This is a genomic window from Streptomyces thermoviolaceus, from assembly GCF_045209695.1.
Taxonomy (GTDB): domain Bacteria; phylum Actinomycetota; class Actinomycetes; order Streptomycetales; family Streptomycetaceae; genus Streptomyces; species Streptomyces thermoviolaceus.
The window spans coordinates 4,991,377-5,006,817 of record NZ_CP109280.1; the positions used below are offsets into that span (position 1 = coordinate 4,991,377).

The following is a 15,441-nucleotide window of genomic DNA, read 5'->3' on the forward strand; positions in this document are numbered from 1 at the left end:
ACGGTTTCTTACTCCTCGTCCTCGAGCCAGCCCATGGTCCGTTCGACGGCCTTGAGCCAGTTCTTGTACTCACGGTCGCGGGTTGCCGCGTCCATGCGGGGGGTCCACTCGGCGGCGCGGCGCCAGTTCTGGCGCAGGTCGTCGGTGCTGCTCCAGAAGCCGACGGCGAGACCGGCGGCGTAGGCGGCGCCGAGGCAGGTGGTCTCGGCGACCATCGGGCGCACCACCGGAGCGTCCAGGAAGTCCGCGAGCGTCTGCATCAGCAGGTTGTTGGAGGTCATGCCGCCGTCGACCTTCAGCGACTTCAGCTCGACGCCGGAGTCCTTGGTCATGGCGTCCGCGATCTCACGGGTCTGCCAGGCGGTGGCCTCCAGGACGGCGCGCGCGAGGTGCGCCTTGGTGACGTACCGGGTCAGGCCGGCGATCACCCCGCGGGCGTCGGAGCGCCAGTACGGGGCGAACAGGCCGGAGAAGGCCGGTACGAAGTACGCGCCGCCGTTGTCCTCGACGGACAGCGCGAGCGTCTCGATCTCGGCGGCGGTGGAGATCAGGCCCATCTGGTCGCGCATCCACTGCACCAGCGAGCCGGTGACGGCGATCGAGCCCTCCAGAGCGTAGACCGGCTTGTTGTCGCCGATCTGGTAGCCGACGGTGGTCAGCAGGCCGCTGTAGGAGTTGATGATCTTGTCACCGGTGTTCATCACCATGAAGGTGCCGGTGCCGTACGTCGACTTGGTCTCGCCCTCGCTGAAGCAGGTCTGGCCGAACAGGGCCGCCTGCTGGTCGCCGAGCGCGGAGGCGACCGGGACGCCGCCGAGCAGCTCGCCGAGCCGGCCGCCCTTGATCTCGCCGTACACCTCGGCGGAGGAACGGATCTCCGGCAGCATCTGGCGCGGCACGCCGATCGACTGGCAGATGCGCTCGTCCCACTCCATCCTGTGCAGGTTCATGAGCATCGTGCGGGAGGCGTTGGTGACGTCGGTGACGTGCCGGCCGCCGTCCACCCCGCCGGTCAGGTTCCAGATGACCCAGGTGTCCATGGTGCCGAAGAGGATGTCGCCGCGTTCGGCGCGCTCGCGCAGGGCCTCGACGTTGTCGAGCAGCCAGCGGGCCTTGGGTCCGGCGAAGTAGGAGGCCAGCGGCAGGCCGGTCTCGCGGCGGAAACGGTCCTGCCCGACGTTGCGGCCCAGCTCCTTGCACAGGGCGTCGGTGCGGGTGTCCTGCCACACGATGGCGTTGTGGACGGGCTCACCGGTGTTCTTGTCCCACAGCACGGTGGTCTCGCGCTGGTTGGTGATGCCGATGGCCTTGATGTCGTCGCGGGTGATGCCGGCCTTCGCGATCGCTCCGGCGACCACCTCCTGGACGTTGGTCCAGATCTCGGCGGCGTCGTGCTCGACCCAGCCGGGCCGGGGGAAGATCTGCTCGTGCTCCTTCTGGTCGACGGAGACGATCCGGCCGTCCCGGTCGAAGACGATGCACCGCGAGGAGGTGGTGCCCTGGTCGATGGCGGCGATGAAAGGTCCGTGGCCGCGGGAGGCGATGGTGGTGGGGGCGTCGGTCACTGTGTGCTCCTCGGTCCTGTGAAGTCCGTGGTCGGTGGGTTGCGGATGCGGTGCGCGCTCGCCGCCCGGGGCGTCGGCGCGCCGGTCGTCAGGCGAACGCGGCGTTGTACACGCCGGCGGCGATCGCACTGCCGACCAGCGGGCCGACCACCGGGATCCAGGCGTAGCTCCAGTCGGAGCCGCCCTTGTTGGGCAGCGGAAGCAGAGCGTGCACGATCCGCGGGCCGAGGTCACGGACCGGGTTGATCGCGTAACCCGTCGGGCCGCCGAGCGAGAGACCGATGGAGACGACCACGAACGCGGTGATCAGGGCGCCGACGACGCCCAGACCGTTGCCTTCGTCGTTCAGACCCTGGGTGAGGACGGCGAGGATCAGCACGAAGGTGCCGATGATCTCCGTGGCGAGGTTCTGCACCGTGTGGCGGATCTCCGGAGCGGTGGAGAAGACCCCGAGGACCGGGCCGGCGCCCTTGTCCCGGGCCTCGACCGCCTTGGCGGAGGTGGCCTGCGCCCCGGGACCGCCGACGATCTCCTTGTCGGTCAGGTGCGCCTGGAACTGTCCGTAGTAGGCGGCCCACACGAGCACCGCACCGATCATCGCGCCGAGGAGCTGACCGGCGAGGTAGATCGGGACATCGGTCCAGTTGCCGTCCTTGATGGCGAACGCGAGCGTCACAGCCGGGTTGAGGTGCGCCCCGGAGAGCGGCCCGGAGATGTACGCGGCCGTCATCACGGCGAAACCCCACCCGAAGGCGATGGTGAGCCAGCCGGCGTTGCGGGCCTTCGAGGCCTTCAGGGTGACGGCGGCGCAGACGCCTCCGCCGAGCAGGATGAGTATGGCGGTCCCTACGGTCTCGCCGATGAAGATGTCGGAGCTGGACACCCGCGACTCCTTTGTCCTTCGTCCAGGGGTAGCCGATCCCCGGGTCGCCCCGGGGGTTGGCGCCCTCGGTGTGAGAGCGTTGCCGGTCCCTTGGCCTTGTCACACTCTAGCGCGTATTGCCGCAAGGTGTTCGACAATGCCGACCGATGGACGGGAGTCTCACGCGACCGTCACGCGGCCGTCAAGGGTTCTGTTGCCCAATGCACGATCGTTACTGATCGTCCTGGTGGGGTGCGTGGGGCGCGATGGGCGAGGGGGTGGCGACAGGGCGCGCAGGGGGGAGGGAGTGACGACGGAGCGTGCAAGGGGGAGGGGAGGCGCGTGCCCGGGTCGGGGCGAAGGCGCGGTGCAGGCGGGGGCCAGCCGGTACGGCGCGCGCGACGTGCTCCGACGCACGGTGGGCGGGTCTGCCCCGGGGCCCGGCGCGACGAGGAGCCGGCGCGTCGTGTGACGCACCGGCCCCAGGGTGAGACGCACGCCCCCCGGACGTGCCCGGCTAGAACCGCCCGGCGCCCAGGTCCCGGGAGACCGCGCGGGCGCAGTCCCGCACCGCCGCGATCAGCTCCGGGCGCAGCTCGCCCTCCCGGCACACCCGCTCCACGGCGCCGGTGATGCCGACCGCGCCGACCGGCATCCGCCGCCGGTCGTGGATGGGTGCGGCGATGGACGCCACTCCCTCCCACGTCTCCTCCACGTCGGCCGCATAGCCGCGGGACCGGGTCAGCTCCAGGATCTGCTCGAAGTCCTCCAGGGCGCACACCGTGCGGTCGGTGAACGCCTTGCGCTCGCTGTCCACGGCCTCGCTGTGCGCGACCGGGTCGTACGCCGACAGCACCTTGCCCAGCGCCGTGGAGTGCAGCGGCTGCATCGCGCCGATCTCCAGCACCTGCCGGCTGTCGTCCGGCCGGAAGACGTGGTGCACGATCAGCACCCCCTGCTGGTGCAGCACCCCCACGTAGACGCTCTCCCCGCTGGAGCGGGCCAGGTCGTCCGTCCACACCAGGGCGCGCGCCCGCAGCTCGTGGACGTCGAGATAGGTGGTGCCCAGCCGCAGCAGCTCCGCGCCCAGCTGGTAGCGGCCGGAGGCGTCGTCCTGCTCGACGAAGCCCTCCTGCTGCAGGGTGCGGAGTATGCCGTGGGCGGTGCCCTTCGCCAGGCCCAGCGAGGAGGCGATGTCCGACAGACCGAGCCGCCGCTCGCCACCCGCGAGCAGGCGCAGCATCGCGGCCGCTCTCTCGAGCGACTGGATGTTCCGTGCCATCGCCGTCCTGCCTCCGTCCCCTTCGACCGTCACCGAGCGGCGGGTGGGCCGATCTCCACCGAGCCTCCACCCTCGTTCGGCAATGCCGAACACTACCGGTCCATGCCGACTGACCGCCAATGGCTGGACCGAGTTCCGTCGCGTCACCCGTTTTTCGCGGGCATCCGCGCAGGTGACGTGGTTGACATCATCGTCCGGGGGATGGACGCCCTGACCATCGGGTGCCGGTCCCGGCTACTCTGGCCGCGTGCGCCCTCCCCCGGGAAACCGGCGAGCGGCTCGTGACGGGCTGTCCGCGCTCGGGCGGAAGGCGCAAAGCCGACAGCCGTCGCACCTCCAGGGAGCCTTTTCATGGCCGCATCGCCGCCCGTTTCCGTCCCCGACGCCCGCACCCGCATCTCCGCCCTGCGCGAGGCACTGGCCTCCCGTGTGGTGGTCGCCGACGGAGCGATGGGCACCATGCTCCAGGCCCAGGAGCCGACCCTGGAGGACTTCCAGCAGCTGGAGGGCTGCAACGAGGTCCTCAACATCACCCGTCCGGACATCGTCCGTTCGGTGCACGAGGCCTACTTCGACGCGGGCGTGGACTGCGTCGAGACCAACACCTTCGGCGCCAACCACACCGCCACCGCCGAGTACGAGATTGCGCACCGGGTGCACGAGCTGTCCCTGGCCGGCGCCCGCATCGCACGCGAGGTGGCCGACGCCTACACGGCCCGCGACGGCCGCGTCCGCTGGGTGCTCGGCTCGATGGGCCCCGGCACCAAGCTGCCCACCCTCGGCCACGTCGGCTACACCACCATCCGCGACGGCTACCAGGCCAACGCCGAGGGCCTGCTCGCCGGCGGCGCGGACGCGCTGATCGTGGAGACCACGCAGGACCTGCTGCAGACCAAGGCCTCGGTGCTCGGCGCCCGGCGCGCCATGGAGGCCACCGGCGTCGAGGTGCCCCTGCTGTGCTCGATGGCGTTCGAGACCACCGGCACCATGCTGCTCGGCTCGGAGATCGGTGCGGCGCTGACCGCGCTGGAGCCGCTCGGCATCGACCTCATAGGCCTGAACTGTTCCACCGGTCCCGCGGAGATGAGCGAGCACCTGCGCTACCTCGCCCGCCACTCCCGGATCCCGCTGCTGTGCATGCCGAACGCCGGCCTGCCGGTGCTCACCAAGGACGGCGCCCACTTCCCGCTCGGCCCCGAGGGCCTGGCGGACGCCCAGGAGACCTTCGTCCGCGAGTACGGCCTGTCGCTGGTCGGCGGCTGCTGCGGCACCACCCCCGAACACCTGCGCCAGGTGGTGGAGCGGGTGCGGGGCGTCACCCCGCCGGAGCGCGACCCCCACCCCGAGCCGGGCGCGGCCTCGCTCTACCAGACGGTGCCGTTCCGCCAGGACACCTCCTACCTGGCCATCGGCGAGCGCACCAACGCCAACGGCTCGAAGAAGTTCCGCGAGGCCATGCTCGAGGGCCGCTGGGACGACTGCGTGGAGATGGCCCGGGAGCAGATCCGCGAGGGCGCGCACATGCTGGACCTGTGCGTGGACTACGTCGGCCGGGACGGTGTCGCCGACATGACGGAGCTGGCCGGCCGGTTCGCCACCGCCTCCACCCTGCCGATCGTCCTGGACTCCACCGAGGTCGACGTGATCCGGGCCGGCCTGGAGAAGCTGGGCGGCCGCGCGGTGATCAACTCGGTGAACTACGAGGACGGCGACGGACCGCAGTCGCGCTTCGCCAAGGTGACGGCCCTGGCCAAGGAGCACGGCGCCGCGCTGATCGCGCTGACCATCGACGAGGAGGGGCAGGCCCGCACCGCCGAGCGGAAGGTCGAGGTCGCCGAGCGGCTCATCGCCGACCTGACCGGGAACTGGGGCATCCGCAAGGAGGACATCCTCGTCGACTGTCTCACCTTCACCATCTGCACCGGTCAGGAGGAGTCCCGCAAGGACGGCATGGCCACCATCGAGGCCATCCGCGAGCTGAAGCGGCGCCACCCCGACGTGCAGACCACTCTCGGCCTGTCCAACATCTCCTTCGGTCTCAACCCGGCCGCCCGGATCCTGCTGAACTCCGTCTTCCTCGACGAGTGCGTCAAGGCCGGCCTGGACTCCGCGATCGTCCACGCCAGCAAGATCCTGCCGATCGCCCGCTTCGACGAGGAGCAGGTGGCCACCGCCCTGGACCTGATCTACGACCGGCGGCGCCCCGGCTACGACCCGCTGCAGAAGCTCATGGAGCTGTTCGAGGGTGCCACCGCCCGGTCGCTGAAGGCGTCCAAGGCCGAGGAGCTGGCCGCGCTGCCGTTGGAGGAACGCCTCAAGCGGCGCATCATCGACGGCGAGCGCAACGGTCTGGAGGCCGACCTCGACGAGGCGCTGCGCGACCGCCCCGCCCTGGACATCGTCAACGAGACCCTGCTGGACGGCATGAAGGTCGTCGGCGACCTGTTCGGCTCCGGGCAGATGCAGCTGCCGTTCGTGCTGCAGTCCGCCGAGGTGATGAAGGCCGCCGTGGCCTACCTCGAACCGCACATGGAGAAGACCGACGAGGCCGGCAAGGGCACCATCGTGCTGGCCACGGTCCGCGGCGACGTCCACGACATCGGCAAGAACCTCGTGGACATCATCCTGTCCAACAACGGCTACAACGTGGTCAACCTCGGCATCAAGCAGCCGGTCTCGGCCATCCTGGAGGCCGCCGAGGAGCACCATGCCGACGTGATCGGCATGTCCGGGCTGCTGGTGAAGTCCACCGTGGTCATGAAGGAGAACCTCGAGGAGCTCAACGCCCGCGGCCTGGCCGCCCGCTACCCGGTCATCCTCGGCGGCGCCGCCCTGACCCGGGCCTACGTCGAGCAGGACCTGCACGAGCTGTACGAGGGCGAGGTCCGCTACGCCCGGGACGCCTTCGAGGGGCTGCGCCTGATGGATGCCCTGATCGGCGTCAAGCGGGGCGTGCCCGGGGCGAAGCTGCCCGAGCTGCGCCCGCGCCGGGTGCGTGCCTCCGCGTCCGTGGTGGAGGACGCCCGGCCGGAGGAGGGGCACGTCCGCTCCGACGTGGCCACCGACAACCCGGTGCCCACCCCGCCGTTCTGGGGCACCCGCGTGATCAAGGGCATCCCGCTGAAGGACTACGCGTCCTGGCTCGACGAGAACGCCCTGTTCAAGGGCCAGTGGGGGCTGAAGCAGGCGCGCACCGGCGAGGGGCCGACCTACGAGGAACTCGTCGAGACCGAGGGCCGGCCCCGGCTGCGCGGCCTGCTCGACCGGCTGCAGACCGACAACCTGCTCCAGGCGGCCGTGGTCTACGGCTACTTCCCGTGCGTGTCCAAGGACGACGACCTGATCGTCCTGGACGAGCAGGGCAACGAACGCACCCGGTTCACCTTCCCGCGTCAGCGCCGCGGCCGCCGGCTGTGCCTGGCCGACTTCTTCCGCCCGGAGGAGTCCGGGGAGACCGACGTGGTCGGCTTCCAGGTGGTCACCGTCGGCTCGCGCATCGGCGAGGAGACGGCCCGGCTGTTCGCCTCCGACTCCTACCGCGAGTACCTGGAGCTGCACGGTCTGTCGGTGCAGCTGGCCGAGGCCCTGGCCGAGTACTGGCACGCACGGGTCCGCGCCGAGCTGGGCTTCGCCGACCAGGACCCGGACGAGATCCAGGGCATGTTCGAGCTGAAGTACCGCGGTGCCCGGTTCTCGCTCGGCTACGGGGCCTGCCCCGACCTGGAGGACCGCGCCAAGATCGCCGCCCTGCTGGAGCCCGAGCGGATCGGCGTCCACCTCTCCGAGGAGTTCCAGCTGCACCCCGAGCAGTCCACCGACGCCATCGTGGTCCACCACCCCGAGGCGAAGTACTTCAACGCTCGGTGACCGCGCCGGCCCGTTGCCCCGATGATCCAATGCCCCAGGCGGCCCGCTGATCCGCTGCTCCGGCTGTCCGGAGCCGAGCGAGGACGCGGGCGCCGGGCACTCGGCCCGGGGCCGCACGGCCGTGATGAGGCGTTCGCGGCTCCGGCGTCGTAGACTGGTCGATCCCCCTCAGGCCGGTTCCCCCGTGGGAACCGGCCTGATCGTCCCCGGAGGAGGTACGCCCGGATGACCAGCACGGTCCCTGCGCTCGGCACCCAGTCCCAGTCCGCCGGCTCCACGCGTGCGACGAAGCGGGCCACGACCCCATCGGCCGACGGATCCGGCCTGCAGGCCGTGCTCCTCGACATGGACGGCACCCTGGTGGACACCGAAGGCTTCTGGTGGGACGTGGAGGTCGAGGTGTTCGCCTCGCTCGGCCACACCCTCGACGAGTCCTGGAGACACGTGGTCGTCGGCGGCCCGATGAGCCGCAGTGCCGGCTTCCTGCTGGAGGCCACCGGGGCCGCCATCAGCCTCGCCGAGCTGACGGACCTGCTCAACCAGGGCTTCGAGGACCGCATCGACCGCGCGGTGCCGCTCATGCCCGGCGCCGCGCGCCTGCTGGCGGAGCTGTCCGCGCACGGCGTCCCCACCGCGCTGGTCTCCGCCTCCCACCGGCGCATCATCGACCGGGTCCTCGCCGCGATCGGCCCCCAGCACTTCGCCCTGTCGGTCGCGGGCGACGAGGTGGCCCGCACCAAGCCGCATCCCGACCCCTATCTGCTGGCGGCCTCCCGGCTGGGCGTGGACCCCGCCCGGTGCGCGGTCGTCGAGGACACCGCCACCGGAGTCGCCGCCGCCGAGGCCGCGGGCTGCCGGGTCGTCGCCGTGCCCTCCGTCGCCCCGATCCCGCCGGCCCCGCGGCGCATCGTCGTCACCTCCCTCGAAGAGGTCGACCTGCCGTTCCTGCACCGCCTGATGGCCTGCCCCAACTGACCCTTTGCGGCGCGCGCATGCCCGGCCGGCCCGCAACCGCACGGACGGCCGCGGGCCGGCCGGAGCCGTCCCGGGCCGCCGGTCCCCACCGGTTCGCACCCGTACGCACCGGTCCCGCACGGCTGCGCAATTCCTGTACCGAACACCCCTGTTGGCGGTGTGACGTTCGACACTCCACCGGCCGGCCGGGCACCTACCGGGATGTACGAACGTCCCGTCGACGGCGGTCGCCGGCCCGCCCTTGTGTCCCGGTTGATGAGATGCTGCACGAATAATTCCAGTGGCGCGTTTTCCGTGTGTCCACGCCTGATTCCGCTGTGTGATGGCGCACAACTCCGGTGCCTGTCGGGGGCGCTACGGGCGCGGACTAATCTCGTCGCGAGACAACGCCCCCCACCCGTGACCGGTCCGCATCACTCCAGCGCGCCGGGCTCACGGACTCGACAGCCTTGGAGACAATCGCGCATGAACCGCAAGACTTTGGTGCTGCCGGCTGTGGTCGGCCTGCTCGCGCCGGTGCTCGCTGCATGCGGCGGTTCCGGCAGCGGAGACGGCGGGGGCGACCCGATCGTCGTCGGCACCACGGACCGGTTCACCGCCTCCAAGGCGGCCCCCGCGCCCCTCGACCCCGCCTACGCCTACGACGTCGGCCTGTGGAACATCCTGCGCCAGACCGTGCAGACCCTGATGATCATGCCGAAGGGCGACGGCGACCCCATACCGGAGGCGGCCGAGCGGTGCCGCTTCACCGACAGCGGCAACGAGCGCTACGCCTGCACCCTGCGCGCGGGGCTGACCTTCGCCAACGGCGACCCCGTCACCGCGGCCGACGTGAAGTACTCCATCGACCGCGCCCGCAGCATCAAGGCCGACAGCGGCGTGGCCGGCCTGCTCTCCACCATCGACACCGTGGAGACCCAGGGCGACCGCGAGGTGATCTTCCACCTCAACACCGCCGACGCCACCTTCCCGTACAAGCTGTCGACGCCGGTCGCGGGCATCGTCAACCCGAAGGACTACCCCAAGGACAAGCTGCGCACCGGCTTCCAGGTGGACGGCTCCGGCCCCTACACCATGAAGCCGGAGGTCGAGAACAACGAGCTGGTCCGGGCCGTGTTCACCAAGAACCCCAACTACAAGGGCTCGTTGAAGCTGAACAACGACAAGGTGGAGATACGGTCCTTCGCCGACGCCGACGCCATGGGCGCCGCCCTGGACAAGGGCGACATCGACCTGATGACCCGGACCATGACGCCGGAACAGATCCGGAAGCTGTCCAACGCCGGCGACGGTCCCGTCGACCTCGTCGAGAGCCCCAGCCTGGAGATCCGCTACCTGGCCTTCAACACCGACGCCCCCACGGTGAAGAGCAAGGCCGTCCGCCGGGCCATCGCCCAGCTCGTCAACCGCAACGAACTGGTCTCCAAGGTCTACGGCACCCAGGCCGAACCGCTCTACTCCCTGGTGCCGGCGAGCATCACCGGCCACTCCAACTCGTTCTTCAACACGTACGGCGACCCGAGCGTCACCAAGGCCAAGGCGCTGCTGCAGAGCGCCGGCATCACCACCCCGGTGAAGCTGACGCTGCACTACACCACCGACCACTACGGCGCCGCCATGCAGCGGGAGTTCGAGGTCCTCAAGGAACAGCTCGACTCCAGCGGGCTGTTCGACGTCAGCATCCAGGGCACGCCGTGGACGGAGTACCGTCCCGCCCAGCAGAAGGGCGAGTACGAGGTCTACGGCATGGGCTGGTTCCCGGACTTCCCGGACGCCGACAACTTCCTGGCTCCGTTCCTCGACAAGGACAACTTCCTCAACTCGCCGTACAGCAACGACGAGATCCGCGACCAGCTCATCCCGCAGTCCCGCCGCCAGGCCAACCGGCTGGCCGCGTCCCCCAGCCTGACCGAGATCCAGGACATCGTCGCCGAGGACGTCCCGGTGCTGCCGCTGTGGCAGGGCAAGCAGTACGTCGCCGCCCGCGACGACATCACCGGCACCGCCTACACCCTCAACTCCACCTCCGCACTGCAGCTGTGGGAGCTGGGCCGGGGCGTGAGCGGCTGACGGCCCGCCGGCCCCGTACGCACCGCACACGAGGGCGCCCCTCCCGGACCACGGGGAGGGGCGCCCTCGTGCGTGTGCGGCGTCCTGGCCGGCGCGCTCTACTGCTGTGCGCCGGGCCGCACCAGGCCGCTCTCGTAGGCGTACACCGCCGCCTGCACCCGGTCGCGCAGGCCCAGCTTGGTCAGCACATGCCCGACATGGGTCTTCACCGTCGTCTCGCTGACGAACAGATCCGCGGCGATCTCCGCGTTCGACAGCCCGCGCGCCACCAGCTTCAGCACCTCCACCTCGCGCTCGGTGAGCGTGCTGAGCGAGTCCGGCACCGGCTGCTCGCCCAGCGGCAGATGGGTCGCGTACTTGTCCAGCAGTCGCCGGGTCACGCTCGGCGCCAGCATCGCCTCGCCGGCCGCCACCACGCGGATCGCCTGCACCAGCTCGCCCGCCGGGGCGTCCTTGAGCAGGAAACCGCTCGCGCCCGCCCGCAGCGCCTCCACCACGTACTCGTCGAGGTCGAACGTGGTCAGCACCAGCACCTTCGCCGGACCGTCCCGCCCGGGCCCGGTGATCTGCCGGGTCGCCTCCACGCCGTCCATCCGCGGCATGCGGATGTCCATCAGCACCACATCGGGCTGGAGGGCACGCACCTGGTCGAGAGCCTGCAGGCCGTCTCCGGCCTCGCCCACGACCGCGATGTCCCCCTCCGCCTCCAGGATCATCCGGAACCCGGTGCGCAGCAGCGGCTGGTCGTCGACCAGCAGGACGCGGATGGCCACGTGAGTCTCCTTCGGTGGGGCCTTGAGAACCGGTCCGGCCCCATTCTGCCCTGGGCCGCCCGGCCGCTACGGGCCGGTCCGGGTCACGGGCAGCGGATAGGGCGGGGGAGTGCCGCCGAACTCCGGGCACAACGCCTGGTGATCGCACCAGCCGCACAGCCGGGTGGGCCGCGGCCGCCAGTCACCGGTCTCGGTCGCCTGCCGGATCGCGTCCCACAGCGCCAGCAGCTTGCGCTCCACCCGCCGCAGATCGGCCGGCGCCGGGTCGTAGGTGAGCACATCACCGCTGCCCAGGTACACCAGCTGCAGGCGGCGCGGGACGATTCCCTTCAGCCGCCACACCACCAGGGCGTAGAACGTCATCTGGAACAGCGCCTCGTCGGCGTACTCGGGCCGGGGCGCCTTGCCCGTCTTGTAGTCGACGATCCGCACCTCGCCGGTGGGCGCGACGTCCACCCGGTCGATGATGCCGCGCAGCCGGAGCCCCGACTCCAGCTCCGCCTCGACGAACAGCTCGCGCTCGGCCGGTTCCAGCCGGGTGGGATCCTCCAGTGCGAACCAGCGCTCCACGAGCTGCTCCGCCTGCGCCAGCCATCGCGCCATCCGCTCGCCGCCGGGATCGTCGGCGAACAGCTCCGTCAGCTCCGGGCGCTCGCGGCGCAGCCGGTCCCACTGGTGAGGGAGGAGCGCCTTGGCCCGGGGGACGGTGCGTTCCGCGGCCGGCGCGTCAAACAGGTGTTCGAGGACGGCGTGCACCAGGGTGCCGCGGGTCGCCGCCTCGCTCGGCTTCTCCGGCAGCCGGTCGATCACCCGGAACCGGTACAGCAGCGGGCACCGCATGAAGTCGGAGGCCCGGGACGGCGAGAGCGAGTCGGGCGGTGCCGGCGACCGCGTGGGCGTGCCCGTGGCCCCGGCCCCGGGACCACCGGTCTCCTGCGGCACTGCGTCGCCCGCCGGCGGCTCGGCCGCCCCCGTCTGTGCGGGCACCGCGGCCACCGGTGCCCCGGCCGTCGGCCCCGTCTCCGCCGATGCCCGGGGCGCGGCGGGCTCCGGCGGCAGCGGCCGCCGGTCGGCCGCCGTGCCGCCGTGGGACTCGGCTCCGTCCTCCCTGCTGGTCTCCATGACCACGAACCTTACGGCCCGCCACCGACAGTGACCCGGCCGGTGCCCCGGTCCGCGGAGGATCCACCCACGGTGACGGCCCGCGCCGCGGCTGAACGGTCCCGGGGGTGCCGGGCGGAACCGCGGGTCGTCGCCGCATACCATCGACGTCGAGAGCTTCTGGCCGAGGAGCGCAGAAGACGCGCATCTGACGAGGGGACACCGTGGACGTGAGCGGCGGGAGCGGGCAGCCGCGGCCCGGCAACGACGAGCCGACCGAGCCCCGCACGGATCCCACGGCGCCGGCCGTCGGCCCTTCGGGCCCCGGCGACGCGGCCGCACGGCCGGTCGACCCCCCGCGGCCCGCCGGACGGCCGGAGGACGCGGACCGGCCGGGCGGCACCGAGACCTCGGTCGACCCGGCCGCCGACGCACCGGCGGTGAGCGGAACGGCCCCCGGCCCGCGGCCGGCCCCGTTGCCGCGGCCGCAGCCCGCCGGCATCGCCGCCCGCGACGGCCGGGATCCCCGGCGGACCGGCGACCGGCACCCGGAGCGGGCGCACGCCCACGGCGGCCCCGGCGCCGGCGCCGGCGGCACACCTCCGCCCTCGCCGCCCCGCCCCCCGCGGGGACCCGGCGGCGGGCTGCTCATGGGCCGCCCCTTCGGCGTCCCCGTGTACGTCGGGCCCAGCTGGTTCCTCGTCGCCGCGCTGATCACCTGGGTGTTCGGAGGACAGCTCGAGCGGGTCCTGCCCGAACTCGGCGCCGCCCGGTATCTGGTGTCCCTGTTCTTCGCGGTCGCCTTCTACGGCTCCGTCCTGGTGCACGAACTCGCCCACACCTTCGTCGCCCTCCGCTTCAAGCTGCCGGTGCGCCGCATCCAGCTGCAGTTCTTCGGCGGCGTCTCCGAGATCGAGAAGGAGGCCGAGACCCCGGGCCGCGAGTTCCTGCTCGCCTTCGTCGGCCCGCTGCTCTCCGTGGTCCTCGGCGGCGTGTTCTACCTCGCCCTGCAGCCCGTCGAGCGCGGCTCGGTCCTCGGGGTCCTGCTGGCCGCTCTGATGATCTCCAACCTGGTCGTCGCCGCGTTCAACCTGCTGCCCGGCCTGCCCCTGGACGGCGGCCGCATGCTGCGCGCGGTCGTGTGGAAGCTCAGCGGTCGGCCGATGACCGGCACCGTGGCCGCCGCCTGGGTCGGCCGCGCCCTGGCCGTCGCCGTGCTCGTCGGACTGCCCCTGGTGAGCCAGTCCGGCAGCCTCGGCGACGCCGGGCCCGGCGTCGGTGTGGACACCGTCACCGACGCGCTGCTCGCCGCCATCATCGCCGCGATCATCTGGACCGGCGCCGGCAACAGCCTGCGCATGGCCCGGCTGCGCGAACAGCTGCCGCACCTGCGCGCCCGCACCCTCACCCGCCGTGCGGTCCCCGTGGAGACCGACACCTCCCTCGCCGAGGCCCTGCGCCGGGCCAACGACGCCGGCGCCCGCGCCCTGGTCGTGGTCGACGCCCACGGCAACCCGCTGTCCCTGGTCCGCGAGTCCGCCATCGCCCACGTCCCCGAGCACCGCCGCCCCTGGGTGCGGGCCAGCGAACTCGCCCAGGACCTCACCGAGGGCATGCGGGTGTCGGCCGAGCTGGCCGGGGAGGAGCTGCTCGACGCCCTGCGCGCCACCCCGGCCACCGAGTACCTGGTCGTGGAGGAGACGGGCGAGATCTACGGCGTGCTGTCCGCCGCGGACGTCGAGCGGGCCTTCGTCCGCGCCATGACCCGCCCCGGCGCCTCGTCCGGACCCCGCACCGGGGCGTAGGGCCGCGCCCCTGCCCGGCACGTGCGGAGCCCGTCCACGGGCCCCGCACGTGGTCAGGAGGCCCGTCGGGGACCGGTAGGCTGGTCACATGTCCGAACCGACCGGTGCCGCCCGCCGCCGCGGGCCCTTCAGGGTCGGGGACCAGGTACAGCTGACGGACCCCAAGGGCCGCCACTACACGTTCACGCTCGAAGCCGGGAAGAACTTCCACACCCACAAGGGGTCCTTCCCGCACGACGAACTGATCGGCGCTCCCGAGGGCACCGTTGTGCGCACCACCGGCAACGTCGCCTATCTCGCGCTGCGTCCCCTGCTCCCCGACTACGTCCTGTCCATGCCCCGCGGGGCAGCCGTCGTCTACCCCAAGGACGCCGGCCAGATCCTCGCCTTCGCCGACATCTTCCCCGGCGCCCGGGTCGTCGAGGCCGGCGTCGGCTCCGGCTCGCTCAGCAGCTTCCTGCTGCGGGCCATCGGCGACCAGGGCATGCTGCACAGCTACGAGCGGCGCGCGGACTTCGCCGAGATCGCCCGGGCCAACGTGGAGCGCTACTTCGGCGGCCCGCACCCGGCCTGGCAGCTGACCGTCGGCGACCTGCAGGACAACCTGTCCGACACCGACGTCGACCGCGTCATCCTCGACATGCTCGCCCCGTGGGAGTGCCTGGAGGCCGTCTCCAAGGCGCTGGTCCCGGGCGGCATCCTGTGCTGCTACGTCGCCACCACCACCCAGCTCGCCCGGACCGTGGAGTCCATCCGGGAGATCGGCTGCTTCAACGAGCCGACCGCCTGGGAGACGATGATCCGCAACTGGCACATCGAGGGCCTGGCCGTCCGTCCCGACCACCGCATGATCGGGCACACCGGCTTCCTGCTCACCGCCCGCCGTCTCGCCGACGGCGTGGAACCGCCCATGCGTCGCCGCCGTCCCGCCAAGGGCGCCTACGGCGAGGACTACGAGGGTCCCAACGCCGGCGGAGGCGCCGGCCGCTGACCGGTGCCGCCGAAAGCCGGCGGCTCATCTCAACGAACGGGCGCCGCGGCCCAGTTCCCCCTGCCGACGGAACCGGGCCGCGGCGCCCGCGCGTTGCCTCAGAACGGTGCGAGGGTGCGGTGCACCCCACCGGTTCCCCCGCACTGTGAC

Annotated in this window: 9 protein-coding genes and 1 pseudogene; 5 read left to right on the forward strand and 5 right to left on the reverse strand. The window is 71.9% G+C overall.

Annotated features, from left to right (window positions below):
* Nucleotides 1-8 precede the first annotated feature (8 nt).
* The 3 genes from glpK to OG899_RS21770 all read right to left on the reverse strand — a co-directional run bounded on the left by glpK (nt 9) and on the right by OG899_RS21770 (nt 3,709).
* Nucleotides 9-1,544, reverse strand: coding sequence for a glycerol kinase GlpK (gene glpK / locus OG899_RS21760; protein ID WP_168130789.1), 1,536 nt, complete (start codon nt 1,542-1,544; stop codon nt 9-11).
* A 109-nt stretch (nt 1,545-1,653) separates the two neighbouring features.
* Entirely contained in the window at nt 1,654-2,448 is a 795-nt protein-coding gene (locus tag OG899_RS21765; protein WP_125500618.1) for an MIP/aquaporin family protein, read from the reverse strand.
* Between the two features lie 496 nt (nt 2,449-2,944).
* Nucleotides 2,945-3,709, reverse strand: a complete 765-nt coding sequence (locus tag OG899_RS21770) for an IclR family transcriptional regulator (RefSeq protein WP_125499198.1) — start codon at nt 3,707-3,709, stop codon at nt 2,945-2,947.
* A 351-nt stretch (nt 3,710-4,060) separates the two neighbouring features.
* Between OG899_RS21770 and metH the strand changes: the two genes are divergently transcribed.
* From metH to OG899_RS21785, 3 genes are all read left to right on the forward strand, one after another.
* Nucleotides 4,061-7,576, forward strand: coding sequence for a methionine synthase (gene metH, locus OG899_RS21775; protein WP_125499197.1), 3,516 nt, complete (start codon nt 4,061-4,063; stop codon nt 7,574-7,576).
* Nucleotides 7,577-7,801: 225 nt separating this feature from the next.
* Nucleotides 7,802-8,551 (forward strand): HAD family phosphatase, encoded by a 750-nt coding sequence (locus OG899_RS21780; RefSeq protein ID WP_125499196.1) that lies wholly within the window; start codon nt 7,802-7,804, stop codon nt 8,549-8,551.
* A gap of 465 nt (nt 8,552-9,016) precedes the next feature.
* Nucleotides 9,017-10,621 carry an ABC transporter substrate-binding protein gene (locus OG899_RS21785; RefSeq protein ID WP_251504536.1) on the forward strand — a complete coding sequence of 535 codons (1,605 nt, stop codon included), beginning with the start codon at nt 9,017-9,019 and terminating at the stop codon, nt 10,619-10,621.
* 98 nt (nt 10,622-10,719) lie between these two features.
* Here the strand turns inward: OG899_RS21785 and OG899_RS21790 are convergent, their stop codons facing one another.
* Complete coding sequence (locus OG899_RS21790; RefSeq protein WP_125499194.1) at nt 10,720-11,394, reverse strand: response regulator transcription factor; 675 nt, start codon at nt 11,392-11,394, stop codon at nt 10,720-10,722.
* 32 nt (nt 11,395-11,426) lie between these two features.
* Nucleotides 11,427-12,516, reverse strand: a pseudogene (locus OG899_RS21795) (RecB family exonuclease); the annotation flags it as partial.
* 203 nt (nt 12,517-12,719) lie between these two features.
* Here OG899_RS21795 and OG899_RS21800 point away from each other — a divergent pair.
* A complete protein-coding gene (locus OG899_RS21800; RefSeq protein WP_125499193.1) occupies nt 12,720-14,300 on the forward strand; it encodes a site-2 protease family protein in 1,581 nt (526 codons plus the stop codon).
* A gap of 88 nt (nt 14,301-14,388) precedes the next feature.
* The gene (locus tag OG899_RS21805; protein WP_125499192.1) at nt 14,389-15,291 is read left to right on the forward strand and encodes a tRNA (adenine-N1)-methyltransferase; all 903 of its coding nucleotides are present in this window, start codon (nt 14,389-14,391) and stop codon (nt 15,289-15,291) included.
* The last annotated feature ends 150 nt before the right edge of the window (nt 15,292-15,441 follow it).